General features: G+C 64.3%; 14 protein-coding genes, 1 pseudogene and 1 CRISPR repeat array. Of the genes and pseudogenes, 14 read left to right on the top strand and 1 reads right to left on the bottom strand.

The features are described from left to right. Position 1: 1 nt before the first annotated feature. The 14 genes and pseudogenes from EJV47_RS01250 (at position 2) to EJV47_RS01185 (ending at position 17,998) form a co-directional block, all read left to right on the top strand. Entirely contained in the window at positions 2-1,357 is a 1,356-nt protein-coding gene (locus tag EJV47_RS01250; RefSeq protein WP_126691324.1) for a hypothetical protein, read from the top strand. A gap of 12 nt (positions 1,358-1,369) precedes the next feature. Then, a complete protein-coding gene (locus tag EJV47_RS01245) occupies positions 1,370-2,449 on the top strand; it encodes a CRISPR-associated protein Cas7 (RefSeq protein WP_126691323.1) in 1,080 nt (359 codons plus the stop codon). A gap of 50 nt (positions 2,450-2,499) precedes the next feature. After that, positions 2,500-3,003, top strand: a complete 504-nt coding sequence (gene cas4, locus EJV47_RS01240) for a CRISPR-associated protein Cas4 (RefSeq protein ID WP_126691322.1) — start codon at positions 2,500-2,502, stop codon at positions 3,001-3,003. Positions 3,004-3,134: 131 nt separating this feature from the next. Continuing rightward, positions 3,135-4,142, top strand: coding sequence for a type I-B CRISPR-associated endonuclease Cas1b (gene cas1b / locus EJV47_RS01235; RefSeq protein WP_126691321.1), 1,008 nt, complete (start codon positions 3,135-3,137; stop codon positions 4,140-4,142). A 1-nt stretch (position 4,143) separates the two neighbouring features. Further along, a complete protein-coding gene (gene cas2 / locus EJV47_RS01230; RefSeq protein WP_126691320.1) occupies positions 4,144-4,407 on the top strand; it encodes a CRISPR-associated endonuclease Cas2 in 264 nt (87 codons plus the stop codon). A 195-nt stretch (positions 4,408-4,602) separates the two neighbouring features. After that, positions 4,603-8,141: a CRISPR direct-repeat array (repeat unit 29 nt; unit sequence CCCTCAATCGGACCAGGTGGAATTGAAAG). A 59-nt stretch (positions 8,142-8,200) separates the two neighbouring features. Continuing rightward, a complete protein-coding gene (locus tag EJV47_RS01225; RefSeq protein ID WP_126691319.1) occupies positions 8,201-8,503 on the top strand; it encodes a transposase in 303 nt (100 codons plus the stop codon). Further along, positions 8,500-9,097 (top strand): annotated as a pseudogene (locus EJV47_RS29085) (IS3 family transposase); the annotation flags it as partial. The gene EJV47_RS01225 and the pseudogene EJV47_RS29085, both read left to right, overlap by 4 nt. A gap of 39 nt (positions 9,098-9,136) precedes the next feature. Then, positions 9,137-9,370: an integrase core domain-containing protein gene (locus EJV47_RS29080; protein WP_424321749.1), complete on the top strand. Its 234-nt coding sequence runs from the start codon at positions 9,137-9,139 to the stop codon at positions 9,368-9,370. 684 nt (positions 9,371-10,054) lie between these two features. Further along, entirely contained in the window at positions 10,055-11,035 is a 981-nt protein-coding gene (locus EJV47_RS01210) for an aspartate carbamoyltransferase catalytic subunit (protein ID WP_126691317.1), read from the top strand. A gap of 127 nt (positions 11,036-11,162) precedes the next feature. Then, positions 11,163-12,461, top strand: coding sequence for a dihydroorotase (locus EJV47_RS01205; protein ID WP_126691316.1), 1,299 nt, complete (start codon positions 11,163-11,165; stop codon positions 12,459-12,461). A gap of 72 nt (positions 12,462-12,533) precedes the next feature. Beyond that, positions 12,534-12,947, top strand: coding sequence for an Imm50 family immunity protein (locus EJV47_RS01200; RefSeq protein ID WP_126691315.1), 414 nt, complete (start codon positions 12,534-12,536; stop codon positions 12,945-12,947). A 41-nt stretch (positions 12,948-12,988) separates the two neighbouring features. Next, positions 12,989-13,501, top strand: coding sequence for a 5-(carboxyamino)imidazole ribonucleotide mutase (purE, locus tag EJV47_RS01195; protein WP_126691314.1), 513 nt, complete (start codon positions 12,989-12,991; stop codon positions 13,499-13,501). 23 nt (positions 13,502-13,524) lie between these two features. After that, positions 13,525-14,748, top strand: coding sequence for a 5-(carboxyamino)imidazole ribonucleotide synthase (locus EJV47_RS01190; RefSeq protein ID WP_126691313.1), 1,224 nt, complete (start codon positions 13,525-13,527; stop codon positions 14,746-14,748). Positions 14,749-15,055: 307 nt separating this feature from the next. Next, positions 15,056-17,998 (top strand): glycoside hydrolase family 2 TIM barrel-domain containing protein, encoded by a 2,943-nt coding sequence (locus EJV47_RS01185; protein ID WP_126691312.1) that lies wholly within the window; start codon positions 15,056-15,058, stop codon positions 17,996-17,998. A 278-nt stretch (positions 17,999-18,276) separates the two neighbouring features. On the opposite strand, the gene EJV47_RS01180 is transcribed toward EJV47_RS01185, so the two are convergent. Beyond that, positions 18,277-24,858, bottom strand: coding sequence for an FG-GAP-like repeat-containing protein (locus EJV47_RS01180; RefSeq protein WP_126691311.1), 6,582 nt, complete (start codon positions 24,856-24,858; stop codon positions 18,277-18,279). Between the last annotated feature and the right edge of the window lie 85 nt (positions 24,859-24,943).

The raw sequence follows: 24,943 nt of genomic DNA, 5'->3' as shown, positions 1-24,943 counted from the left end.
GATGTACACGAGCTATATCGGCCGGCGCTTCCTCACGCTGTGGAACGAGCGCACCGGCCACGATTTGTCGGCAAGGCAGTTTTTCGATGAGCACTTGCACCCGCTGTTCTTCGCCCACGATAAGTATTTGCAATGGGTGCCGAACTCGCCGTTTGCGCAGAAAGTAGCGCAGAAGGATTTGGTCGGCGGGGCTTCGGCCGCTGCTATTCAACTGGAAAAGCTGCACCGCAACGTGCAGGAACTGCCGCCCGATGCCAGCTTCGTTGTTGGCTTTCCGGCGGCCGGCACGGCTGGCACCACTTCCGGCCAGGTTTCGGGCGTCGGCCCTGTCGTAGCCGCCGACGACATCTACTGCTCGTGGATTGGCGGGGCGCTGGGCATCGGCGTCAGCGGCGGCCTGTCGCTGCTGCTGGATGAAGACGACGTGCTGTGGACGCTGTACGAAGGCTGGCCGCACTACCGCGCCTACCTCAGCCAGCGCCCCGGCCTGAAAGGCAACCAGATCGATACCTGGAACGGCCGCTGGCTCACCCATGCCTTCGACGAATACTTTGATCCAAGCGAACCTACAGCCCATTTTCATTTTGACGCGGCTTTAGTCACCAAGGATGGTAGCAGTTCTATCACGACGCAGCGCTGGATTGATGTACTGTTCGCCTTAACTCAACGGTATCAACGTCGCCTCACGGCCTATGTGTACAGCTTAGCCCAGACTAACCGTACCATCGGTTTCGTGCCGCTGGAACTGCAGCAAATCGACGACTTGCACCAGCTGGCGCAGCGCCTGTTTCAGCTCTCCCCGGCCGTACGCGACTGGCAGCAGTTGCGCAAGCTCTACGAGACGCACTACAGCTTTGCCCGCGCCTGCGAGCAGGGCAGCATCGGGCTAGCCGCCATCGAGCCGGCCAAGCTGCAGGAGTACATGCCGGGCAAGGACCGCAAAATCAGCCCCAAAACCGAAGCCGACCGCATTCAACTGGACATCTACCAACTCTGGATTATTGCCATGCTCAACAATCAGGAACTCTACGGCGTGGCCGACCGCCTGGCCGACGCGCTGCTCCAATTCGCTCACCGTGACGACGGCCGCAACGCGGGACGGGCCAAAACCAACGCGAATCAGCAAGTGGAGCAGGTATTCGTAAAGCATCGGCCCGCCTTCATCGAGAAGCTAACCGACCTGCTGAGCACCGTCAAATCCGAGGAGCCTTACTGTTCCGTGTTCGATGAGGTGGTGCGCCACATCATGGGGATGCCGGTGGATAATTTCCCTCTGTTCATCATTCTGACCCGCTTCCGCTATGTGGCCCGGCAAGGCGCCACCGCGCTGGCTTCCGCTGAAACCACTCACGCCTAATTCCTTTTTCCGATGAAGCCTTACCTCTACCTGCGCGGCCTGCGTCACGCCGAACACACCGTCTTTGCCGTGCAAGACGGCCAGAAGTATTACCGCGACCCACAATTCGGGACCAACCAAGCCTATTCGAGCGGGCAGCAGGTGAAGCGCAGCATCATGGATGCGCTGACCAGCGGCCTGAACGTACCGCCCGCGCCCATCACCTTCAACTGGCAGGTGAAGAAGGGCAAGAAGGACGACGTGGTGTTTGAACAGAAGGAGCCCTGGTCGCCCTGCGACCCGCGCCACGTGGACCAGCTGCTGGGCGGCTACATGCGGGCCGAAACGGGCGAATTCACCATCAAGCGCCGCTCGCCGCTGTCCATTTCGGCCATGCGGCCCCTGCACCCGCTGCTGGGCGGGCTGGAGCAGCAGCGCGAAAACCTGACCTTCGACCGGACCTCCCACCCGGCGGTGCATCCGGTGCGCGTGCGCGACGAAAACGGCAACGAGCTAGACCAAGAGGCCGTGGACGCACTGCTGCTGAAGACCAAGCGCAACCTGCCCAACCGCATCTGGATTCCGGACCACACCCGCGCCTCGGGCCTGTTCGTGTACGACGTGTGCGTGGATTTGCGGACGTTGTTTTGCGTGTCGACCAACACGCTGGAGCCGGAGCTGCACCCCAGTAAACTAACCGAGCTGAAGGACCTGGGTTGGACGGAAACCCGCAATGCCTTCGGTCCGTGCCTGCTGGCGCCGCGCGAAGAGCGGGAGCGGTACATGCCGGCCCTGGCCCACGCGCTGCTCAACTGGCGCATCACCAGCAACCAGGCCCGCACGTTCAGCCTGATGGAAACCCTGGCCGTGGCCATCAGCGACAATGCTAACCATCTGGCCGGTGCCATTCGGGGCCAGCTGCGCGAAGACTCCGAGCGCCCCGCCGCCAAGCCGGTGCTGGATGAAAACGCGGGCGCCCGGCTGTTCACGTCCTTAGCGGCCGGTGGCTACATAGCCGGTGCCTACGGGGCCGCCGATGCCCTGGAGCAGGCTGAGCAGTACGTGCAGCAGCAGTTGCGGGCCTTTGATTACGAGAATCAGCTCATTGCTTAAGCGCTTGTCAGAGCCGTCCCGTAAGGCGGCTCTGATAGTTTTTGTAGGCCATGCACCTGACCGGCAAGCACGTCAACTACTACCATATCTGCCACCGCAAGCTGTGGCTGTTTCACCACGGCATCAGCTTTCAGCACACGCACGCGAACGTGGCCGACGGCACCCTGCTGCACCAGACGGCCTACCCGCAGCGGGCGACCCGCTACCGCGAAATTCAGCTCGACGGCATCCGGATTGATTTTTATGACCCGCACGACCGGGTCGTGCACGAAATCAAGCGCAGCAACAAGCTGGAGCAGGCCAGCGTGGCGCAACTCCAATATTACCTGCTGGTGCTGGAGCGGCACGGCGTGCCGGAACCTACCGGGCTGCTGGAGTATCCCAAGCTCCGCCAGACCCAGACCGTGGTGCTGACCGAGGCGGATCGGGCCGCTATTCCGCAGTGGGAAGCGGCCATTGCGGGAATCGTGGAGCAGGAAGTATGCCCACCCGTCATCAACAAGCCCCTCTGCAAGCAGTGCAGCTACTACGAGTTCTGCTACGTGGGGGAATGAGCTGCGCGGCACGGGCAGTTAGCTGCCTGAGAATCCTCGCCGCTGGTACCGCTGGCTGGCAAGTGCTTCCGGCATCTACCCGCGGTTGGGGAATAGCATAAGCTGATTCATTCATCTACACCCGTGCGCTGATGCGGAAAACCTACTACCTGTTCAACCCCGGCCGGCTGAGCCGCAAGGACAACACCCTGCAGTACACGGCTTACGACGAGCAAGGCCTGCCCGAGCAGGTGAAGTATCTGCCCATCGAAGATGTGGCCGACCTCTACGTGTTCGGCTCGCTCGATGCCAACTCCGCCCTCTACAATTTTCTGGGCAAGAACGGCGTCTCGGTGCACTTCTTCGACTATTACGAGCACTATACCGGCTCGTTTATGGCCAAAGAATACTTGCTGGCCGGCAAGCTGCAGGTACAGCAGACCCAGCACTACACCTCCCGCTTGAAGCGCCTGGCCCTGGCCCGCAAGTTCGTGGAGGGCTCGGCCTTCAACCTGCTCAAGAACCTGCGCTACTACCAGAGCCGCGGCCGCGACGTGGCAACCGAAATCGACCAGATCGACGGCTACGTGGCCGCGCTGCCCTTCGCCGGCGCCGTCGACGAGTTGATGGGTCTGGAGGGCAACATCCGGCAGGTCTATTACGGGGCCTTCGACCGCCTTGTACCGGCCGAGTACCACTTCGGGACGCGTACCACCCAGCCGCCGCAAAACGAGCTGAACGCCCTCCTGTCGTTTGGCAACATGCTTTGCTACGCGGCTTGCCTCTCGCAGATCTACCACACCCAGCTGAACCCCACCATCAGCTTTCTGCATGAACCAGGCACCCGCCGCTTTTCGCTGGCGCTGGACTTGGCCGAGGTGTTCAAACCGCTGCTGGTGGACCGCCTGATCTTCCGCGTGCTCAACAAAAAAGAAATTCAGTCGCGGGACTTTGTGCAGGAACTGGACCGGTGTGTGCTCAAGGAATCCGCCCGCAAGACGGTGGTGCGCGTGTTTGAGGAGCGGTTGAAGGAAACCATCCAGCACCGCTCGCTCAAACGCAGCGTCAGTTACCAGCACCTGCTCAAGCTGGAATGCTACAAGCTCACGAAGCACCTGATGCAGATGGAGGAGTACAAGCCCTTTAAAGCGTGGTGGTAAGATGTACGTGTTGTTGGTCTATGATGTGAAACAGGCGCGCGTGGGCAAGATGCTCAAGCTCTGTCGCCGCTACCTGAATTGGATTCAGAACTCGGTCTTCGAAGGCGATATTACAGAGGTAAAGCTGAAAGAGCTGTTGGCCAACGCGCACGGCTTCCTCGACCTGGACGAGGACAGCGTGCTGATCTTCAAAAGCCGCAGTCAGCACTGGCTGGAGAAGCAAGTGGTCGGCCAAGAGCGGAACCGGCTGGATACCTTTTTGTAAACGGCATGAGTCGTCGCTGTTGCTCCTAGGTGGCCCTTTATCTGTTGAAAAGCAGAAGGTTTATTCCCAAGAATCTGATTATCAATGGTCGTCGCTGCCTGGGGGAAATCATGGTATTAGTAATCGACGACTTTGGCTCGAGACTTTGGCGGTGAAATAGTAGTTTTGATCATCCGGAGCCGCTTTTTGTAACGGCCCTCAATCGGACCAGGTGGAATTGAAAGTGGTATCGAAAATTCGTAAGGCCGAAAAGGCCTTTGCCCTCAATCGGACCAGGTGGAATTGAAAGCGGGCAGGTCCACCTGGCACACGGCCGAGGCGTCGTCCCTCAATCGGACCAGGTGGAATTGAAAGCCGACAGGCTACGTGATTGACGGCAAGCAGCGGGAACCCTCAATCGGACCAGGTGGAATTGAAAGACGGGGCGGCGGCTGTCCCGTTCCCCGATGGGGGAACCCTCAATCGGACCAGGTGGAATTGAAAGACGCTCGAACTGGCTGACGGCCGCGCCGCTGACGCCCCCTCAATCGGACCAGGTGGAATTGAAAGGGCGCTGGGCCGGGGCGGACTCTATGCGGGGCGGGTCCCTCAATCGGACCAGGTGGAATTGAAAGAGCGGTATCCGCTTCGGTAAGCTAGTCCTGGACCGCCCCTCAATCGGACCAGGTGGAATTGAAAGTAAAGAACGTCGACGACTTCCGGCCGACTTCTGGGCCCCTCAATCGGACCAGGTGGAATTGAAAGAGAAGCGTAAGCTGGTCCGCCGAAAGCAGTAGCTGGCCCTCAATCGGACCAGGTGGAATTGAAAGAGGTTCGAAAAGTTCGGGGTTCGTTAGGGCCAGCTTCCCTCAATCGGACCAGGTGGAATTGAAAGAAGCTGCGGCCCGCTCCGCCGCCAATGAGCGCCCGCCCCTCAATCGGACCAGGTGGAATTGAAAGACGAGGAAGGGCAAAATTGCCAGGAGAAGGAGCAGCCCTCAATCGGACCAGGTGGAATTGAAAGTGGGCTGGAAGACCGAGGGCGGCCTGGAGGTGCGCAGCCCTCAATCGGACCAGGTGGAATTGAAAGACTGGTCCAGCACGCCGTTGGCCTTGTCTAGCTCCACCCTCAATCGGACCAGGTGGAATTGAAAGTCGGGCCAGGCTACGAGCCGGGGCAGCAGTACACCACCCTCAATCGGACCAGGTGGAATTGAAAGGAAATTGCCGCGGCCTGCCTCGGGCGGAAAGGACACCCCTCAATCGGACCAGGTGGAATTGAAAGCCTGGAGTGGCACACCGAGCAGCGCCTGGTGCGCGACCCTCAATCGGACCAGGTGGAATTGAAAGTCGGTATCGGCGTGGAACACGTAAATGGGCGCACCCCCCTCAATCGGACCAGGTGGAATTGAAAGGCTTTCCGAGAACTTCCGCGCCAGCGAGTTCTACTCCCCTCAATCGGACCAGGTGGAATTGAAAGAAAGATTTGGGTATTGAGGTCGGAAAGGTCGATTTTCCCTCAATCGGACCAGGTGGAATTGAAAGTTCACAATCGGTTCAGCAGCTTTGACAATGCCGCCGACCCTCAATCGGACCAGGTGGAATTGAAAGAAAAATTTGCGCGGTAAAACTCCTCGACCGCGGCCCCCTCAATCGGACCAGGTGGAATTGAAAGGGGTAAATCCGCGGTTCGAGATATCGGGCCTGGGTTCCCTCAATCGGACCAGGTGGAATTGAAAGTCGCCAGGGCCACCCGAGAACGTAGCCGGGAACGCCCCCTCAATCGGACCAGGTGGAATTGAAAGTGGTATTCGTGCTGCGCGGCGGCGCGCTCGGCCCGGCCCTCAATCGGACCAGGTGGAATTGAAAGGGTATACGTTTCGGCCGTGATGATCTTACGGGCGCCCCTCAATCGGACCAGGTGGAATTGAAAGGAGAGCATCGCGCCGATAGCCTTCCGGACGGGTACCCCTCAATCGGACCAGGTGGAATTGAAAGAGCGGCGTTCCGCTTCCGATTTTACCAGCTCCGGCGCCCTCAATCGGACCAGGTGGAATTGAAAGAGTATCACCGGGCCAACGGCCTGGGCCTGCCGCCTGCCCTCAATCGGACCAGGTGGAATTGAAAGGCTGGCTAATCAGTATATCCCGCCCGGGGTAGGGGCCCTCAATCGGACCAGGTGGAATTGAAAGGAACACAATAAAAATATTGTGCCAATCGGAGCAGCAACCCTCAATCGGACCAGGTGGAATTGAAAGGGCATTGGAAAAGCAGCCGGCGCACGGAGCTAAACGGCACTCAATCGGACCAGGTGGAATTGAAAGTCCTTGCGCAGGTCGCGGTAGGTAATGCCATCGACTCCCTCAATCGGACCAGGTGGAATTGAAAGCGTCGATATCCAGGAAGCATACATTCATGCTCCGAACCCTCAATCGGACCAGGTGGAATTGAAAGTTCACCGTGGCGCAGCTCGAAGCGCTGGGCAACGAGGCCCTCAATCGGACCAGGTGGAATTGAAAGATAGCGGTAGTTTTGCCGGAGCCCGCCGGGCCGGTCCCCTCAATCGGACCAGGTGGAATTGAAAGAGCATGGTGAGGGCGCAATCCAGGAACGGCATGACGCCCTCAATCGGACCAGGTGGAATTGAAAGGCCGACCGCTGGGTAAACAAGGCGGCGGAGATTCCCCCCTCAATCGGACCAGGTGGAATTGAAAGACATGCTATCCAGCTCGGTCATATCAACGTTCAGGGCCCTCAATCGGACCAGGTGGAATTGAAAGGCGTCCTCCTTCTCCGCGTCCTTGCCCGTCAGGCCGCCCTCAATCGGACCAGGTGGAATTGAAAGAATACGTCAAAGAACGAGGCGGCCAGCGTAAAGCATCCCTCAATCGGACCAGGTGGAATTGAAAGATGTCGTTCACCCAGTCGGCGCCGGTGTTGGCGTGCACCCCTCAATCGGACCAGGTGGAATTGAAAGGGTGCAGGGCGCACTCGAAGCCCTGGGCGTGAAAGACCCTCAATCGGACCAGGTGGAATTGAAAGGCCTTCACGGTGTAGCGGCCGGCCGTGGCGTACTCCCCTCAATCGGACCAGGTGGAATTGAAAGACCATGCCGGGGGAGTACACCACGTACAGGGGCAGCCCTCAATCGGACCAGGTGGAATTGAAAGACGCTCAAAGACGAGCCGGTGATTCTGGAATTTGACCCCTCAATCGGACCAGGTGGAATTGGAAGGCCGCCACCACGACCGCGCACACGTCCAGCGCCTACCCCTCAATCGGACCAGGTGGAATTGAAAGGTCTCCACCAAGCTGCTGTGCAGCGACAGCGACCTGCCCTCAATCGGACCAGGTGGAATTGAAAGGCTGACGGCCGCCACCGACACGCTCGGGGCCGAGGTCCCTCAATCGGACCAGGTGGAATTGAAAGAAATAGTCGTCGTCGGCAGCTTTCGCCAACACCCGGCCCTCAATCGGACCAGGTGGAATTGAAAGGTCTGACGGTAGCAATCAATCCACCCCCTCCGAGTCCCTCAATCGGACCAGGTGGAATTGAAAGCGAAAAGCCTTGTAGATATGGCCGGCGTGAAGGTATCCCTCAATCGGACCAGGTGGAATTGAAAGTCCACTACCACAACGGGCAGCTTCGGGAACTTCGCCCCCTCAATCGGACCAGGTGGAATTGAAAGATGGTTAGGCAGCTACAGCGTGCTCAACCAGGTACACCCCTCAATCGGACCAGGTGGAATTGAAAGTCATTCACTGAGGTGGTCTAGGCGAGACGGACAGAAGCAGGACGTATCTTTCTTCTGTTATGGCAATCAAACCCAGCGGGGCGTCGCCCGACAAACGGCGCAAGTACGACGAGGCATTTAAAGCCGAGGCCCTGCGCCTGGCCAGCGAGAGCTGCAGCACGCAAGCCGCGGCCCGGCAGTTGGGCATTAGCCCCAAGCTGCTCTACCGCTGGCAGCAAGCCCAACTCGTGGCCGAGGTGGGCAGTGAAGAAGTGGCGCGTGACCCGGAGGTGCGCGCCCTGCGGGCCCGGTTGAAACGGGCCGAGCAGGAGCTTGATATTTTAAAAAAAGCCTTGGTCATCTTCGGCCAACCGACCCGGTGAGCACCTACCGCCACATCGCCCAGCGTCGGGCACAGGTGCCCGTGCGCCAGCTTTGCCGGGTGCTGCGCGTGTCCCCGGCCGCCTACTACGCCTGGCGTCGGCAGCAGGACCACCCCGTGTCCGAGCCGGCCTGGCAAGTGGCCGTGCGCGAGGCCTTTGCGCACCACAGCCAGCGCTACGGCACGCGCCGGCTGCGGGCCGAGGTGCAGGCCCAGGGCCACGCCGTGGGCCGCTGGCGCATCCGCCGCGTGCTCAAGGCCCACGGCCTGCGGGCCCAACAGCCCCGCTCCTTTGTGCCGCGCACCACCGATTCCGACCCCGCTGTCCGGGCCGCGCCCAACCGCTTGCTCGGCCAGCTGGCCCCCACCGCCCCGAACCGGGTGTGGGTGGGCGACATCACCTACCTGCCCCGTCAGGGCGGCGGCTGGCTCTGCCTGGCCGTCTGGCTGGACCGCTGCTCACGCAGAATCGTCGGGCGACACCATGCCCGAGGACCTGGTCAGCGAGGCCTTGCGCCGGGCGCTCGTGGTGCGCCGCCCGCCGGCCGGGCTCGTCGTCCACTCCGACCAAGACAGTCAGTACACGGCCACGCGCTTCAAGGACTTGCTGGCCCGTCACGGGGCCGTGCAAAGCATGAGCCGGCGCGGCAACTGCTACGACAACGCCCACGCCGAATCGTTTTGGAGCCGCTTCAAGGCCGAACTGCTCGACGGGGGCAGCTTCCCTGGCTTGGCCGAAGCCAAGCTCGAAATCAGCCACCACATCGCCTATTACAACGCAGAGCGACGGCATTCCGCCCTCGGCTACCTTGCCCCAAACCACTTCGAAACTCAGCTTCAAACAACGTCCCAATTCTGTCCGGCTTAGCTAGACCACCTCACCTGATGCCCTCCCCATTCTAACCAGCCGACCTCAATACCATTGCGCCGGCTGGAAATGAGTCGGCTGAAGCGTGGCGGCCCACCAACTGCGGCAGATGGAATAGATAACGGAGCTTGTTCTGAAAATCAATTGTTTATACGAGTTGTTGTTTTTAGGAGCATAGAGATGCGGCGGTTAGCCTGCTGGGGCAAAAAGAAGCATTGAGAAGAGCGGGGCGAAAAAAAATCAACATCAACGATGTGTTACCGGGCGCAACAATGCCGTAGTTTTGCGTCGTGCTTCAACCAAAAAACGTGTTGCTGAAGCGCGGGGCCCTGCTCGGCAAGGAACCGCGAGCAGACCGGAAGGTCTTCGCCACCGTCGGTTTTTCCGATTTTGTCTCTGGCATTTCCGTTGTTTTTTCTGGGTGTTGCCCCGCTGCCGTTTCGGATTCCGAAACGGTTTTTTTATGCCCGTTGAGCTCGGCGGCCGCCGTCCCGCCGCCGCATCATAGCTCCGGCGCCCGGCTCACCCCCTTGCCGGACACCAACGCCTCCGCCCCCGACGGTGGCTGCGGCTACCAGCGCCCCGACCCGCCCCGGCGGCCCGTTGCTCCGTTGTGGGCAGTGGATGATAAGCCTTCACCTCGTCTGTTTTAGCTGAACGACCTCACCTTTCCTCAACCCCGGTATGGCACGTAAAGACCTGCTCGACATTGCTTCCCTTCACCGCGAGGAAATCGAGTTTCTGCTCGACCAATCCACGTCCTTTAAGGAGCTGTTCACCCAATCGGTGAAAAAAGTCCCTGCCCTCGAGGGCAAGTCCGTGCTCATGCTGTTCTACGAGCCCAGCACCCGCACGCACACCTCCTTCGAAGTAGCGGCCAAGCGCCTCTCCGCCGAGGTAACGAACTTCGACATCGCCCAGTCTTCCATCACCAAGGGCGAATCGGTGCGTGAGACGGTGGAGACGCTGCAGGCCATGCGCACCGACTACATCGTGGTGCGCCACGGCCGCTCGGGCCTGCCCGGCATGATTGCCCGCCTCACCAAGGCCTCGGTTATCAACGCTGGCGACGGGGCGCACGCGCACCCCACCCAGGCCCTGCTGGACGCTTTTACCATCAAGGAGAAATTCCCCGACCCGGTGGGCAAAAAAGTCCTCATCATCGGGGACATTCTGCACTCCCGCGTGGCGCGCTCCACCAGCACCCTGCTCAAGAAGCTGGGCGTCGACGTGGCCTACCTCGGCCCGGGCTCGTTGGTGCCCAAGTACGGCCCCGAAAACATCCGTCGCTTCACCAACTACGAAGAAGCCATGGCCTGGGCGCCCGATTTCGTGTACCTGCTCCGCGTGCAGATGGAGCGCCAGGACGTGCAGTTTTTCCCGAGCCTGCGCGAATACCACCGGCTCTACGGCATCACCAACGACCGGCTGACAGAAATCCGCCAGCGCGGCCTTTATATCATGCACCCCGGCCCGGTCAACCGCGGCGTCGAGCTGTGCGACGCCGTGATGGACTATGAGCGCAGCCTGATTAATAACCAGGTCGAAAACGGCATTGCCGTGCGCATGGCCGTGCTCGACTGGCTCACGCCGGGCGGGGAGGCCCCGAGGTCGGAACCGACTTTTGAGCGGTCTTTCGCGCCGCTGCCGCACCTGACGGCCTAGTAGTCGGCTCCAGCCTTGGGCCGCGCAGCGTCGAGCCCGCCGAAAGCGGCGGCTGATTCCGTTCTTTCTTTGCAGCTCCAATAGTCAGCACCTCCCACCACCTTTGCCCAGTTTACCGAGACCATCCATGCTTCTCCTTCAGAACGCCCGCATCGCCTCCGAACATTCACCTGCGCTTACTGAGGGCGACGTCCTGATTGCCGAAGGAAAAATCCAGGACATCGGCCGCAACCTGGCGGTGCCCGAGGGGGCCCGCGTCATCGACGCGCGCGGCCGGATCTTGATGCCGGCCATGTTCGACGCCCACGTGCATTTCCGCGCCCCGGGCTTCGAGAACAAGGAAACCATTACCACCGGCAGCGAAGCGGCCATCAACGGCGGCGTGACCGGCGTGGTGATGATGCCCAATACCCGCCCGGCCATCGACTCGGCGGCCGTGGTATCGGCCGTGCTGGAAAGTGCCGCCAGCAAGTCGCGCATTCCGGTGTACACCTCCGGCTGCGTCACCAAGAACCGCGAGGGTAAGGAGCTGGCCGAAATCGACGGGATGCGCGCCCTCGGGGTGAAAATGCTCACCGACGACGGCGACACCACCAGCGACCCGGCGGTGCTGCTGCGGGCCATGCAGTACGCCACCGAGTTCGGGATGTTTTTCGCCAGCCACTGCGAGGTGCCGGAGCTGGCCGGGCCGCGCGCCCTCAACGAGGGCGTGATGAGCTACCGGCTCGGCATCAAAGGCTCGCCGGCCTGCGCCGAGGAAATCATCATCGACCGCGACATCCGCCTGGCCCACGCGACGGGCGCGCACATTCACATCCAGCACGTATCGAGCAAGCTGGGCATGGAAACCATCCGCTGGTGGAAGTCCCGCGGCGACGTGAAAGTGACGGCGGAAGTGGCCCCGCACCACCTGCTGTTCACCGACGAGCACATCGGCGACTACGACACGAACTATAAGATGAACCCGCCGCTGCGCACCCAGGCCGACTGTGACGCGCTGCTGCAGGGGCTCAAGGAAGGCGTCTTCGACCTCATTGCCACCGACCACGCCCCGCACACGCCGTTCGAAAAAGCCCAGGACTTTATCAGCGCGCCCAACGGCATCACCGGCCTGGAAACGGCCCTGGTGTCGCTCTACCACTACTTCGTGCGGCCCGAGAAATTCGGCTGGGACCTGGTGGTGAAGCGCTATTCGGCTGAGCCCCGCCGCCTGATGGGCCTGCCGGTGCCCACCATCGAAGTCGGCCAGCAGGCCGAGTGCCTGCTGTTCGATACCGAAGCGGAAACGACTTTTACGAAGGAGTTCATGAAGTCCAAATCCCAGAACACGCCCTTCATCGACCAGACGCTGAAAGGCCGGGTGGATATGGTGATTCTGGGTTCGGAAATCCTGATGGAGCGCGAGCAGGTCGTAGTGCCCAGCTGAAAAAGAATGTCATGCTGAGCCTGTCGAAGCATCTCTACCGCTCCGTTGTAAATCAAGCATCTAGCTCATGGTATGGCCGAAGTAGAGAATCCAGTCATCAGCCGCATTATCAACGCTGACCTAGTTCGTCAGCATTTTGGCTACTGGCCGGCATTTCACGATGCTGAAGTTACCAAAGCGACTTTCGAGTCAAACTCCGGCTTCTGGCCTTCGGTCACTTTCCTGCTGACTGCTTCCGAAATGGCCAAGAAAGTTGACGAAACGGGCTACCGCGGCCTTACCAAGCGTTGTGACATTGAGCTTCAGTTCACCGGGGTGCAGGAAATAGCATTTCACGACTTTAGTCACCAGAACGTCCTTTTGAGTCTGATGCTTGAAGAAGATGGGAGGAACATCAAATGCACTTTTGGTTCTTCAACCGGCTTGGACGCCATCATTGTTGCTGAACAAGTCACCGTGCTAAGTTTGACCTCAACGAAGCGGTAGAGATGCTTCGACAAGCTCAGCATGACGACCAACTGATTTCGATGAATACACCTTCCTCCCCCGATACCCCCAAACCCCTAATCGGCGTGGTCATGGGCTCCAGTAGCGACTGGAGCACCATGCAGCACGCCGTGCAGATTCTCACCCGCTTTGGCGTGGCCCACGAGGCCCGCGTGGTGTCGGCCCACCGCATGCCCGACGACTTGTTTGCCTACGCCGAACAGGCCGGCCCGCGCGGCCTGCAGGCCATCATTGCCGGGGCGGGCGGGGCGGCCCACCTGCCGGGCATGATGGCCGCCAAAACGACGGTGCCGGTGCTGGGCGTGCCGGTAGCCAGCCGCCATCTGCAGGGGGTAGATTCGCTGCATAGCATCGTGCAAATGCCCAAGGGCATCCCGGTAGCCACGTTTGCCATCGGGGATGCCGGCGCAGCCAATGCCGCGCTGTTCGCCGTCAGCATGCTGGCCCTGCACGACGCGGACCTGGCGGCCAAGCTGCAGGCGTTTCGCGCCGAACAAACCGAGGCCGCCCGCGCCATGGAACTGCCGGTATGAGCGAAGGGACTGACACTGCAGCCATGATTCCGGTTTTCCCCGGCACTGTGGACGCCGCGGGCCGCAGGGCTACCCTCGGGGTGATGGGCGGTGGCCAGCTGGGCCGCATGTTTGTGCACGCCGCCCAGCGCCTGGGCTACTTCACCGCCGTGCTTGACCCCGACGCGCAAAGCCCGGCCGGGCTGGTGAGCCACCACCACGTGCGGACCGGCTACGACGACCCGGCCGGGCTGGCGCAGCTGACTGAGCTGTGCCAGGCCATTACCACCGAGTTCGAGAACGTGCCGGCCCAGGCCCTGCAAACGCTGGCGCAAACCCGGCCCGTAGCGCCGGGCGCGGCCATGGTGGGCATTGCCCAAGACCGCATCGAGGAAAAAGCCCATTTCGCGGCCTGCGCCGACATTTCGGGGGTGACCTGCGCGCCCTACGCGGTGATTGAGACGCCGGGCCAGCTGCAAGCCGTTCTGGACGAGCGGGCCGATTTGCTGCCGGGTATCCTGAAAACCGCCCGCCTGGGCTACGACGGCAAGGGGCAGGTCCGCGTGCGGACCGCCGAGGAGCTGGCCGCCGCCTGGGCGGAGCTGGGCAGCGCGGCTTGCGTGCTGGAAAAGATGCTGCCGCTCAGCGCCGAGTGCTCGGTGCTGGTGGCGCGCGGCTGGGACGGGCAGGTCGTCAGCTTCGCTCCGCAGCGCAACGTGCACGTGGCGGGCATTCTGGCCGTGACCCACGCCTACGAAGGCGCTCTGCCGCCCGTCCTGGCCGACCGGGCCCGCGAGGCGGCCGTGGCTGTTGCGCAGCATCTGGGCTACGTGGGGGTGCTGTGCGTGGAGTTTTTCGTGGTAGACGACGGCACGGAGCACGGCGGCTTGGTGGTCAACGAAATGGCCCCGCGCCCCCACAACAGCGGCCACTACACCATAGACGCTTGTGACGCCTCGCAGTTTGACCTGCAGGTGCATGCCATGGCGGGCTTGCCCCTGCCGCAGCCGCGGCAGCATTCTGCGGCCATCATGCTCAACCTGCTGGGCGACGTGTGGTTTGATGCCGACGGGCAGCAGCGGCAGCCGGACTGGCAGACCGTGCTGAGCCTGCCGGGCGCGCACCTGCACCTGTACGGCAAGGTGCAGGCGCGCGTAGGCCGTAAGATGGGCCACCTGAACATCACCGGCCTGGATGTAGCCACTGTCAAAAACGTGGCGCGGCGCGCCGCTGATGTGCTCGGCCTGCCGGGGCTAGACGCCATCTAGAGCAGGTTTTCGGTCAGAGTATCTACCAAAAGCCCAGGGTTGAAACCCTGGGCTTTTGAATTAGGCACGAGCCAAAGCATCGTACACGGATGGGATACTGTGGCGGTCCTTAGGTGGATAGCCTTGTAGCTCGCGTCTGAGGTAACCCGGTCTTATAGAGCAACGCCAGCCGCCGGATCAGGCACGACGTTCTTGCCCTTGGTGTAGGTGGCCGGGCCCGGCGGCAACTACTTATTCCCCGGAGCACGTGGGGCACTGGCTCCATGCCTCTTACCTTCCGGCCCATGCTTGCTAGTGGCCCCTGCTCATGCGTACTACCTCCCGCCGTTGGCTGATCAGCCTTGTGCTGCTGCTCTGGACCTCGACCGCCGCGCTGGCTCAGTCCGCCGCGCCTATCCGGCAGGTGCAGTACCTCTCGGGGCGCGACAACCGCCCCACGGTGCAGTGGGACTTCTTCTGCACGGGCGGGCGGCAGAGCGGGTACTGGACCAAGATAGCCGTGCCTTCCTGCTGGGAGCAGCAGGGCTTCGGGGCCTACAACTACGGCCGCGACTACAAAACCTACGGCAAGAACTTCCGCTTCGCCGACGAGCAGGGCCGCTACCGGCACGAGTTCCGGGTGCCCGCCGACTGGCAGCAGAAGCAGGTATTTATCGTCTTCGAAGGCTCCATGACCGACACCGAGGTGAAGGTGAACGGGCAGCTGGCCGGCCCCATTCACCAGGGCGCCTTCTACGAGTTTCGCTACGACATCACCGATAAGCTGGGGCCCGCCGGGCAGGCCAACCTGCTGGAAGTCACCGTCAGCAAGATGTCGGCCGAGGCGTCGGTGAACAACGCCGAGCGGCTGGCCGACTACTGGGTGTTCGGCGGCATTTTCCGGCCGGTGAAGCTGGAGGCGTTGCCGCGGCAGTTCATTCCGCGCACCGCCGTTGATGCCAAAGCCGACGGGCGCTTCGCCCTGAACGTGTTCGTGCAGGGGCTGCGGCAGGCCACCGCCGTGCAGGCCGACATCCTCGACGCCAGCGGCCGGGTGGTGGGCACGGCCCGCGGCGCCGCCCAGCCCGCCGACTCGGTGGTGCAGGTGCAGACCACGGTGAAGCAGCCGCTGCCCTGGACCGCCGAGACGCCGCACCTGTACCGCGTGCGCGTGGCGCTGCAGGCCGGCGGCCAAACGCTGTACCAGACCGAGGAGCGGTTCGGCTTCCGCACCATCGAAATCCGGCGCGGGCGGGGCGTTTTCGTCAACGGCACCCAGATCAAGCTGAAGGGCATCAACCGCCACAGCTGGTGGCCCGAAACCGGCCGCACGCTCAACGATTCGATTCACCTGCTGGACGTGAAGCTCATCAAGCAGATGAACATGAACGCGGTGCGCATGTCGCACTACCCGCCCGACCGGCGCTTCCTGGAGCTGTGCGACTCGCTGGGCCTGTACGTGCTCGACGAGCTGGCCGGCTGGCAGAAGGCCTACGCCACCCGGCCCGGCGCCAGGCTGGTGCGCGAGCTGGTGCAGCGCGACTGCAACCACCCCAGCATTCTGTTCTGGAGCAACGGCAACGAGGGCGGCACCAACAAGGAGCTGGACGACGACTTCGCCTTGTATGATCTGTCGAAGCGCCCGGTAATTCACGCCCACCACCGCCCCGGCAACCAGCACAACGGCATCGACTGCAACCACTACGAGAATTACTACAGCACCCAGAAGCTGCTGGCCGACTCGCTCATCTACATGCCCACCGAGTTTTTGCACGCGCAGGACGACGGCGGGGCCGCCGCGGGCATGGCCGACTTCTGGGAGCTGCACTGGCAGGCGCCGCGCTCGGGCGGCGGCTTCATCTGGGCCCTGGTGGATGAAGGCCTCGTGCGCACCGACCAGCGCGGCATCATCGACGTGAACGGCGTGAATGCCCCCGACGGCGTGCTGGGCCCGCACCGCGAAAAGGAGGGCAGCTTTTTCGCCCTGCGGGAAATCTTCGCGCCCATCCGGCTGCGCGTTGCCGCGGCCAGCCCCGCCGGCACGAAGGCCCGGAAAGGCAAGCCCGGCGAGTTGCCCGCGCCCGCTGCCGTGCTGCCCGAAAACTTCAAGGGCATTATCGACGTCGAAAACCGCTACCACTACCTCAACCTCAGCCAGTGCTTTTTCCAGTGGGAGCTGGTCAGCTACCGCAAGCCCGGCGAGGCCTTCAGCGGCTACGTGACGCAGCAGAAAGGCCGCGCCGGCAGCCCCAGCGTGGCCCCGCTGGGCACCGGGCAGCTAAAGCTGGCGCTGCCCAAGGACTGGCGCCGCTACGACGCGCTGCTCGTCTCGGCTTTTGATCCGCAGAAGAACCTGGTGTACAAATGGTCGTGGCAAACGGGGCCGCCCGCCCGGCTGCTCGACGGCATCGTGGCCCTGCAGGATAAGGCAGCGGTGGCGAAAACCGAAACCGACTCCACCCTGACGCTCAAGGCGGCAGGCATCACCGTGACCTGGAACAAGCAGACCGGGCGCATCAGCGGCCTGCGCGGCAACAACGGCGACAAGCTCTCCTTCGGCAACGGCCCGGTGCTGGTCGGCGGTGCGGCCACCTGCCGGGGCCTGACGAGCCGCACGGAGGCCGACGGCGAGGTCATTGAAGCCACCTATGCCGGCGACCTGCAAACGCTGCGCTGGAAGATGTACGGCTCGGGCTGGCTGCAGCTGGATTACGCCTACGCCGTCGGCGGCGACTTGCCCTTCGCGGGCCTGAGCTTCAGCTACCCGGAAAACTACGTGCTCGGGGCGCGGTGGCTGGGCAAAGGGCCTTACCGGGTGTGGAAAAACCGCCTGGCTGGCGTCACGGATAACGTGTGGGAAAACGCCTACAACAACACCCAGACCGGCGCCGCCCCGTGGATTTATCCCGAGTTCAAGGGCTACTTCGCCGACATCCGCTGGCTGGAGCTGAATACGGTGGAGGGCAAGTTTCTCGTTGCCTCGCCCGACCCCAGCCTCTACGTGCGCCTGTTCGACTTCTACGGCCTTTCGGGCGTGAAGCCCCACCCGCAGCTGCCCGCAGGCAACCTCTCCTTCCTCGACGCCATTCCGCCGCTGGGCACCAAGCTGGCGCTGAACATCGATGCGGACACCAGGAACCTGGGGCCGCAGAGCGAGCTGAACCACCTCAGCGGCAGCCAGCAACGCACGCTCTACTTCTACTTCGGCCTGCCCAAAACCGACGGCAAGCCCCAGCCCTACACGGCTCCGGCCAAAGACGATTTGTTTTAGCCTGCGCCCGGCCTCATGCGTCTGCCCCCGCGCGTGGGTTTGCCCCTCTGGTGCTTCGAGCAGCCGCATGACTGGCTGCTGCCGATGCTGGTGGACGGACAAGCGGGGCTGCCGTCCGGCTGAACCAGGGCAGCTACATGGGCAACGGCTGTTCGGCCTAGGCTGGGCGAGCCAAGGGAGGAAGTGGCTGGCGGATCAATCTTGAAAGCCGGCGTTCGGCCACAAAAAAACCGCCAGCCCCGACGAGGAGCTGGCGGTTTTTCGCTGCGGGAGCGAGTTTAGTACAGCACAACTTTCTGCACGCTGGTCTGGCTGCCTACGCGCAGGTGCAGCGAGTACAGGCCCGCCGGCAGGTGCGCCACCGACAGGGTTTGGCGCCCCGCCCCCGACAGCTGCACCGGCTGCGCCACCACCAGCTGCCCGACGGCGTTGTACAGCTGCAGGCTCGACTGCGCGGCCGCCAGTCGCAGGGCGGTGGGCACTTCTACCTCAAATTGCCCGCGGGCCGGGTTGGGGTACACCTGCACGCCGTAGCTGCTCGGGGCGCTGGGGCCGGCCGTGCTGTTCACGCCGGGCGTGTTCAGCCACACTTGATTGGCCGCGAAGCTGCAGGCATGCACAATGTCCAGGTCGCCGTCATTGTCGACGTCCCCGAATACGGGCCAGAGGGGCCGCGCCGCGCTGGAGTACAAGCTCTGACCATTGGTGAACCGGCCCTGGCCGTTGTTGGTCATCACCAGAAACTTGTTGTTGTACAGGCCCAGCATGGCCACGTCCGGGTCCCCGTCGGCGTCGATGTCGCCCACGCTCATGCTGTCGAAGCCGCCGTTGATCCACACCGGGCCGCTGCTGTCGATAATCGTGGGGAAGTTGCCCCGTCCGTCGTTGACGTGCACCGTCAGGCCGGTGTTGACGCGCAGCACCATCAAATCCAGGTCGCCGTCGAGGTCCACGTCGCGCAGGGCCAGGGCGGTGAAGTCGCCGGGCACCTGCCAGGACGTGGTGGAGCGGGTGAAATGCCCGGTGCCGTCGTTGAGGCGCAGCGTGCTGGCGAAGCTGGTGCTGAACACCATATCCAGGTCCCCGTCGTTGTCCACGTCGCCGAACAGCAGGTGCCGGCAGGTCTGGTTCGAGCCTAGGGTCAGGCGCTCATCGGAGCCGGTGGGGAAGTTGCCCAGCCCGTCGTTGAAGCGCACACTGGTAGTCGAAGCGGCCTGCCCGCTGTTGCCCGTCACGATGTCCAAATCCCCGTCGCCGTCCACGTCCACCAGCTCCACAATGTGCGGCCCTTCTTCCACCGGCACTTCCAGGCTGCCCGAAAACGCGCCGCGGCCGTCGTTGAAGCGCACGTACACCACCGAGTTGCGCTGGTAATCCTTCACGTCCGACGCCACCAGGTCCAGGTCCCCGTCGCCGTCCACGTCGCCCAGTGACACCCCGCCGATGGTCTGGCGCTGGTAAGTCAGCAGCGTCACGAAGTTGCCGAAGGTGCCGGCGCCGGTGTTGAGCTGCAGCCCTACCAGGTTGCCGCCGTAGCTGATGAGGTCCAGGTCCCCGTCGGCGTCCACGTCGCCCAGCACGGGCGGGCGGCCGCTGCCCGAGGCAATGGCGCTGGGGCCCGTGAAGGTGCCCCGGCCCGTGCCGCCCACGGCGGCGTTGAACTGGTACACCTGCTTTTCCACCTGGCGCTGGTTGGCGTCGATGTAGCCCGGAATGCTGACCGACAGCTGGTCGCCCGGGAAGTAGGGCTGCGCCGGGGCCAAGCTGAGCGTGCTGCTGCCGGCGCCGGTGCGGGTGCCCGCCAGCAGGCCCCCGCCGCGGCGGCTGAACACGGCCAGCGTGCGGGGCGAGTTGACGGGCAGCGCCTGGCCGAACTGAATGCTGACCGGCGCAGTGCGCGCCACGGTGGCGTGCCGGGCCGGGCTGAGGCTAACCACGGGCACCACCTGCAGCACGGTGAAGGGCGCGGGCGAGGCAGCCGTACCGGCCGGGTTGATTACTTGTACCGAGCCGGTGGTGGCGCCCGCCGGCACGCGCACCATCAGCTGCGTGGCCGTCAGCACGGTGAAGTCGGGGGCCGCCGTGCCGTTGAAGCTGACCGTCGTGGTGCCGATGAGGTCGGTGCCGGTGAGCAGCACGGCGGCGCCCGGCCGGCCGATGTTCGGGGCGAGGGCCGTAATGGTGGGCGGGGCAATGCGCTGATTGAACAGCAGGTGCACTTTTTCGCTGGTCGAGTTGACCATGAGCAAGTCCAGGTCGCCGTCGGCGTCCACGTCGGCCAGCACGGGGGAGAGGGCGGCGCTGCCGGCTCCGAGGGCCGCTGTTTCGGCCGCCCCGAAGAGGCCCGCGCCGTCGTTGCGGTGCAGGGTGGCCCCGCCCGCGCCGCTTATCACCACGTCCAGGTCGCCGTCGGCGTCCACGTCGGCCAGCGCCACGTCGGTGCCGGCGGTGGTGGCTTGGCTGCCCGAGAAGCCGCCGCTGCCGTCGTTGAGGCGCACCAGGCCAGTATTGGTGACCAGGTCCAAATCCCGGTCGCCGTCCACGTCGGCCAGCACCACGCGGGCCAGGCCGGGGCCGGCGCTCAGCGTCGGCCCGCCCGTAAACCAGCCGATGCCGCTGTTGAGGACCACGCTGAGGTTGTTGCCGCCTTCATTGGCCGTCACCAGGTCCAGGTCCCCGTCGCCGTCCACGTCGCCCAGGGCCAGGCCGGCAGGGCGGCTGCCCACGGCTATTTTCAGCCGGGTCGCGAAGCTACCGAAGCCGTCGTTTAAGCCGACCACCACCGTGTCGCGGGCGTAGTTGGCGGCGACGAAATCCAGGTCCCCGTCGCTGTCCACGTCGCCCAGGGCCAGGTCGCGGAAATCGGCCCCCAGGCCGGGCGTGGAAGTTACCGGCGTGGTCTGCCACTGATTGTCGTTCAGGGCCAGCTGCCCGTTGCTGGTAAGCACGTCCAAGTCGCCGTCCCCGTCCAGGTCGCCCACCGCCAGGCGGCGGGGCTCCGCGGTCGGGGCAAACAGCGGGAAGTCGACGCTGTCGGCGAAGACGCCGGTGCCGTTGTTGAAGCGCAGGCTGCCGGAGCTGGTAATGACGTCCAAATCCCCGTCGCCGTCCAAGTCGCCCACCGCCAGGCCGTGGCGCACCTCGTAGCCGGCGTAGGGCCCGGCGTGGGCGCTGGGCAGAAACCGTCCGGTGCCCGGGCCGCCGGCGGCCGTTGTAAACTGGGCAGTCTGCCGCTGCACCCGGTTGCCGGTGGCGGCCGTCAGACCGTCGGGGATGCTCACGCTCAGCGCGTCGCCGGGGGCCAGAGCCTGGGCGGGCGTGAAGGTGAGCGTGCTGGTGCCGGCACCCGTGACGCTACCAGCCAGGCGGCCCCGGCGCGGGCTGAATACGCGCAGCTCACCGGCCGTAGCCGCGCTGATGGGCTGGGCAAAGGTGACGCTAACGGCCGTGCTGCGCGGGGCGTTGATGGTGTGGCGCAACGGCTGCAGGCCCGTAACGGCCACCGGCTGGAAGACGGTGAAGGGCGTCGGGGTGGTGGCCGTGCCGGCCGGCGTGGTAACGGTAACCGCGCCGGTGCTGGCCCCGGCGGGCACCGTGGCAATCAGCTGGGTGCCCGAGAGGGCGGTAAATGCGGGGGCCGCCACGCCGTTGAAGGCCACGCTGGTAGCCGTCTTGAGGTAGCCGCCGGTAAGCAGCACCTGGCTGCCGATGTGCCCGCTGCCTGGCGTCACGCTCGTCAGCGTGGGGGGCGGGCCGGGGCGGTTGAGCTTCACGCGCACCGCGCCGGTCTGGTCGTCGCTGAGCATATCCAGGTCCCCGTCGCCATCCACGTCGCCGAGCTGCACCTGCGCGGCCCCAATCGGCCCCGGGCTGGTGGTAGTGACGACCTGCGAAAAGAGGCCGCGGCCCGAGTTGAGGGCCACGCAGCCCGGCGTCACCACGTCCAGGTCACCGTCAGCGTCGCTGTCGGCCAGGGCGAAAACCCCGCCGACAACCGGCTGCGTGATGCCCGGGCTGAAGCGGCCGGTGCCGTCGTTGGTGCGCGTCAGCAGCGAGTATTGGGAATTGATGAAGGTCAGCAGAGCCAGGTCCAGGTCGCCGTCGGCGTCCAAATCACCCAGGGCCAGGCGCGAGGTGGGGTCGTAGCTGAGGACCAGCGTGGTAGTGGCAGGGAAAGTGCTGGCGCCGTCGTTGAGCAGCAGCACGGCGGTGTACTGGCCGTTGACGTTCGGGCCCACGGTGGCCAGATCCAAATCCCCGTCGCCGTCCAGGTCGCCCACGGCCACGTCCCGCGGGGTGACGCCCGGGTACAGGTCGCGCTTGACGGGGAAACTGCCGTTACCGGCGTTGAGTAGCAGGCTGATCTGACTGCCAGCCACGGCCACCAGGTCCATATCCCCGTCGGCGTCCGCGTCGGTGAGCAGGAGCTTGCGCAGGTTGGCACCGATGGTAAGCGGACCGGCGCTGCTGAAGCGGCCGGTGCCGTCGTTGCGCCACGCGGCCCCGAGGCCGTTGGTGGCGCCGCTAATCAAGTCCAAATCCCCGTCGCCGTCGATGTCGCCCAGGGTCAGGTAGTCGGCGTCGGTGGGACTGGTGGCCAGGGCGGGGGCCGCCGCGAAGGTGCCGCTGCCGTTGTTGAGCAGCAGCTGTACGCCCGCCGCGCCGGCCGGCGCCGCCACGTCCAAATCCCCGTCGTTGTCCAGGTCGCCGAGCTGAAAGCCGCCTTGCCGGGTCAGGGGGAAGGTGCTGGTCAGGAAGAAGTCGTGGCGGCCGGTACCGCCCGCGGCGGCCGTAAACTGCACCACCTGCTTGGTTACGCGGTTGCCGTCGAAGGTCTGCAGGCTGCCGGGCAGCACCACGCTCACCAGCTCGCCGGGCGCAAAATCCTGGGCCGGGTCGAACGTGAGCGTGGCCGTGCCGGCGCCGGCCACGGTGCCCGGCCGGCGGCCCCGGCGCAGGCTGCCGAACACGCGCAGGTTGTCGGCCGTGGCCGCGGTGATGGGTACCGTGAACGTGGGCACCACGTTGGCCCCCACCGGCACCGCCAGCGCATTGCGGGCCGGCGTGATGCCCGTAAGCAGCACCGGCACCGGAATGGTGATGGTAAACGGGGTGGGGGAGGTGGCCATGCCCGCGTCCTCGGTTACCACCGTGAGCGGGCCGGTGCTGGCGCCGGCCGGCACCACCACTTCTACTTCGGTACCGGCGTTGCGCAGCACAAAGCCGCTGGCCGCGGTACCGTTGAAGCGCACCGCCGTCACATCGGTAAGGTTAGTGCCGTTGATGAGCACCGTGGCACCTACCGGCCCCGAGGCCGGATTGAGCGCCGTGATGACCGGGGCGGGCAGGGGCGCGGGCGGGCCCTGGTTCAGGCTCAGCAGCACGTTGCCCATGTTGTCGGCCGTGATGAGGTCGAGGTCCTGGTCGCCGTCGACGTCGCCCAGCACCACGCCGGTAGAAGTCAGCGGGGCGTTCGGGTCGCGGCTCAGGCGCAGGGCCCGGTTCTGGGCCGTGAAGGTGCCGTTGGTGTTCAGGAAGGTGATGATGCGGCCGCCGCTGCCCTGGGCCACCACGAGGTCCAGGTCGCCGTCGGCGTCCACGTCGCCGGCGCGCAGGCCGGTGGGCGTGCTGCCCGCGGGCAGGGCCAGGGTGGTGGTGGCGCCAAAGGTGCCGCTGCCGTTGTTGAGGCGCAGGCTGACGGAGGCGGCGTCGGTGTTGGCCGTGAGCAAATCCAAATCCCCGTCGGCGTCCACGTCGGCCAGCACCAGCTCGGTGGGGTTCAGGCCCACGCTGTAGCTGGTGTAGATACCAAAGCCGCCCGTGCCGTTGTTGCGGCTCACGCTGACGCTGCCGCTGGGGTTGCTGCCGCTGCCGGCGTTGCTGGTGAGTAGGTCCAGGTCGCCGTCGTTGTCGATGTCGGCCAGGGCTACGGCGGTGGGGCTGGGGCCCATGCTCACGGTCAGCAGGGTGGTAAACAGGCCGCTGCCGTTGTTGAGGCGGATGGTGGAGGAGGCCCCGCCGGCATTGGCGGTGGCAAAGTCCAGGTCCCCGTCGCCGTCTACGTCGCCCAACGCCACGCCCACGGGGCCGTTGCCCACGGGCGCATTCTGGGCGCCGGATATGGCATCGACGAACTCGCCGGTGCCATCGTTGAGGCAGACGGTGACGGTGTTGTCGTCGGCGTCGTCGACGAGCAAATCCAGGTCCCCGTCGAGGTCCACGTCGCCCAGCGTCAGGCCCTTGGGCTCGGGGCCGGTAACCAGGCCGGTCTTGAAGCGGTAATGGCCCTGCCCGTCGTTGAGAAACACCCGGCAGCCAAACAGGGCGCCGGTCGTCACCAGGTCCAGGTCCCCGTCGCCGTCGAGGTCGGCCAGGGCCTGGTCGCGGTTGCGGGTGTTGCCCACGATGGTGGTGTCGAGGAAAAAGCCGCGGCCCGCGCCGCCCGTGGCGGCCGTAAACTGGTACACCTGCCGGCTAAGGGCCGTGCCGCCGGTGCTGCTGATGGTGGGCGGCAGGCTGAGGCTGAGGACTTCGCCCGGGGCAAAGGCCTGCGCGGGCGTGAACGTGAGCGTGGCCGTGCCCCCGCCGCTGAAGCTACCCGGGCGCCGGCCGCGCAGCAAGGAGCCGTAAACGCGCAGGTTGGCCGCCGTCGGGGCCGATACGGCCTGCGAGAAGCCCACCGTAATGCCGCCCGCCCGGGGTGCCGCCACGGCATGGCGCGCGGGCTGGCGCGACACCACCGTGAACTGGGCCTGCGCCGCCGAAGCCAGGCCCAGGCCGAGCAGCACCAGGGCGGCCGCGCGGCGGCAGGCGGTCAGAATCGGGCCGGAAAAGGATGAAGGAGTAAAAACGTGTATCAAGCAACGAGGCCTTAAAAGAGAAGAAGATTCAGACGCACATTTAAGGCGCGAAATATAGCAGCGGGAAGGGGTACGGCCCGCCCCG

The sequence above is a fragment of the Hymenobacter gummosus genome (assembly GCF_003970915.1).
GTDB classification, from domain to species: Bacteria; Bacteroidota; Bacteroidia; order Cytophagales; family Hymenobacteraceae; genus Solirubrum; species Solirubrum gummosum.
The sequence above is the reverse complement of the archived record's forward strand: the minus strand, read 5'-3'. Positions and strand labels throughout refer to the sequence as shown.

Excerpts from the sequence above, each read along its gene's own strand:
- EJV47_RS29080 (WP_424321749.1), top strand. The coding sequence starts at position 9,137 with ATGAGCCGGCGCGGCAACTGCTACGACAACGCCCACGCCGAATCGTTT.
- cas2 (WP_126691320.1), top strand. The coding sequence starts at position 4,144 with ATGTACGTGTTGTTGGTCTATGATGTGAAACAGGCGCGCGTGGGCAAG.
- purE (WP_126691314.1), top strand. The coding sequence starts at position 12,989 with ATGAATACACCTTCCTCCCCCGATACCCCCAAACCCCTAATCGGCGTG.
- cas1b (WP_126691321.1), top strand. The coding sequence starts at position 3,135 with ATGCGGAAAACCTACTACCTGTTCAACCCCGGCCGGCTGAGCCGCAAG.
- EJV47_RS01200 (WP_126691315.1), top strand. The coding sequence starts at position 12,534 with ATGGCCGAAGTAGAGAATCCAGTCATCAGCCGCATTATCAACGCTGAC.
- EJV47_RS01210 (WP_126691317.1), top strand. The coding sequence starts at position 10,055 with ATGGCACGTAAAGACCTGCTCGACATTGCTTCCCTTCACCGCGAGGAA.
- EJV47_RS01190 (WP_126691313.1), top strand. The coding sequence starts at position 13,525 with ATGATTCCGGTTTTCCCCGGCACTGTGGACGCCGCGGGCCGCAGGGCT.
- EJV47_RS01250 (WP_126691324.1), top strand. The coding sequence starts at position 2 with ATGTACACGAGCTATATCGGCCGGCGCTTCCTCACGCTGTGGAACGAG.
- EJV47_RS01225 (WP_126691319.1), top strand. The coding sequence starts at position 8,201 with ATGGCAATCAAACCCAGCGGGGCGTCGCCCGACAAACGGCGCAAGTAC.
- EJV47_RS01245 (WP_126691323.1), top strand. The coding sequence starts at position 1,370 with ATGAAGCCTTACCTCTACCTGCGCGGCCTGCGTCACGCCGAACACACC.
- cas4 (WP_126691322.1), top strand. The coding sequence starts at position 2,500 with ATGCACCTGACCGGCAAGCACGTCAACTACTACCATATCTGCCACCGC.
- EJV47_RS01185 (WP_126691312.1), top strand. The coding sequence starts at position 15,056 with ATGCGTACTACCTCCCGCCGTTGGCTGATCAGCCTTGTGCTGCTGCTC.
- EJV47_RS01205 (WP_126691316.1), top strand. The coding sequence starts at position 11,163 with ATGCTTCTCCTTCAGAACGCCCGCATCGCCTCCGAACATTCACCTGCG.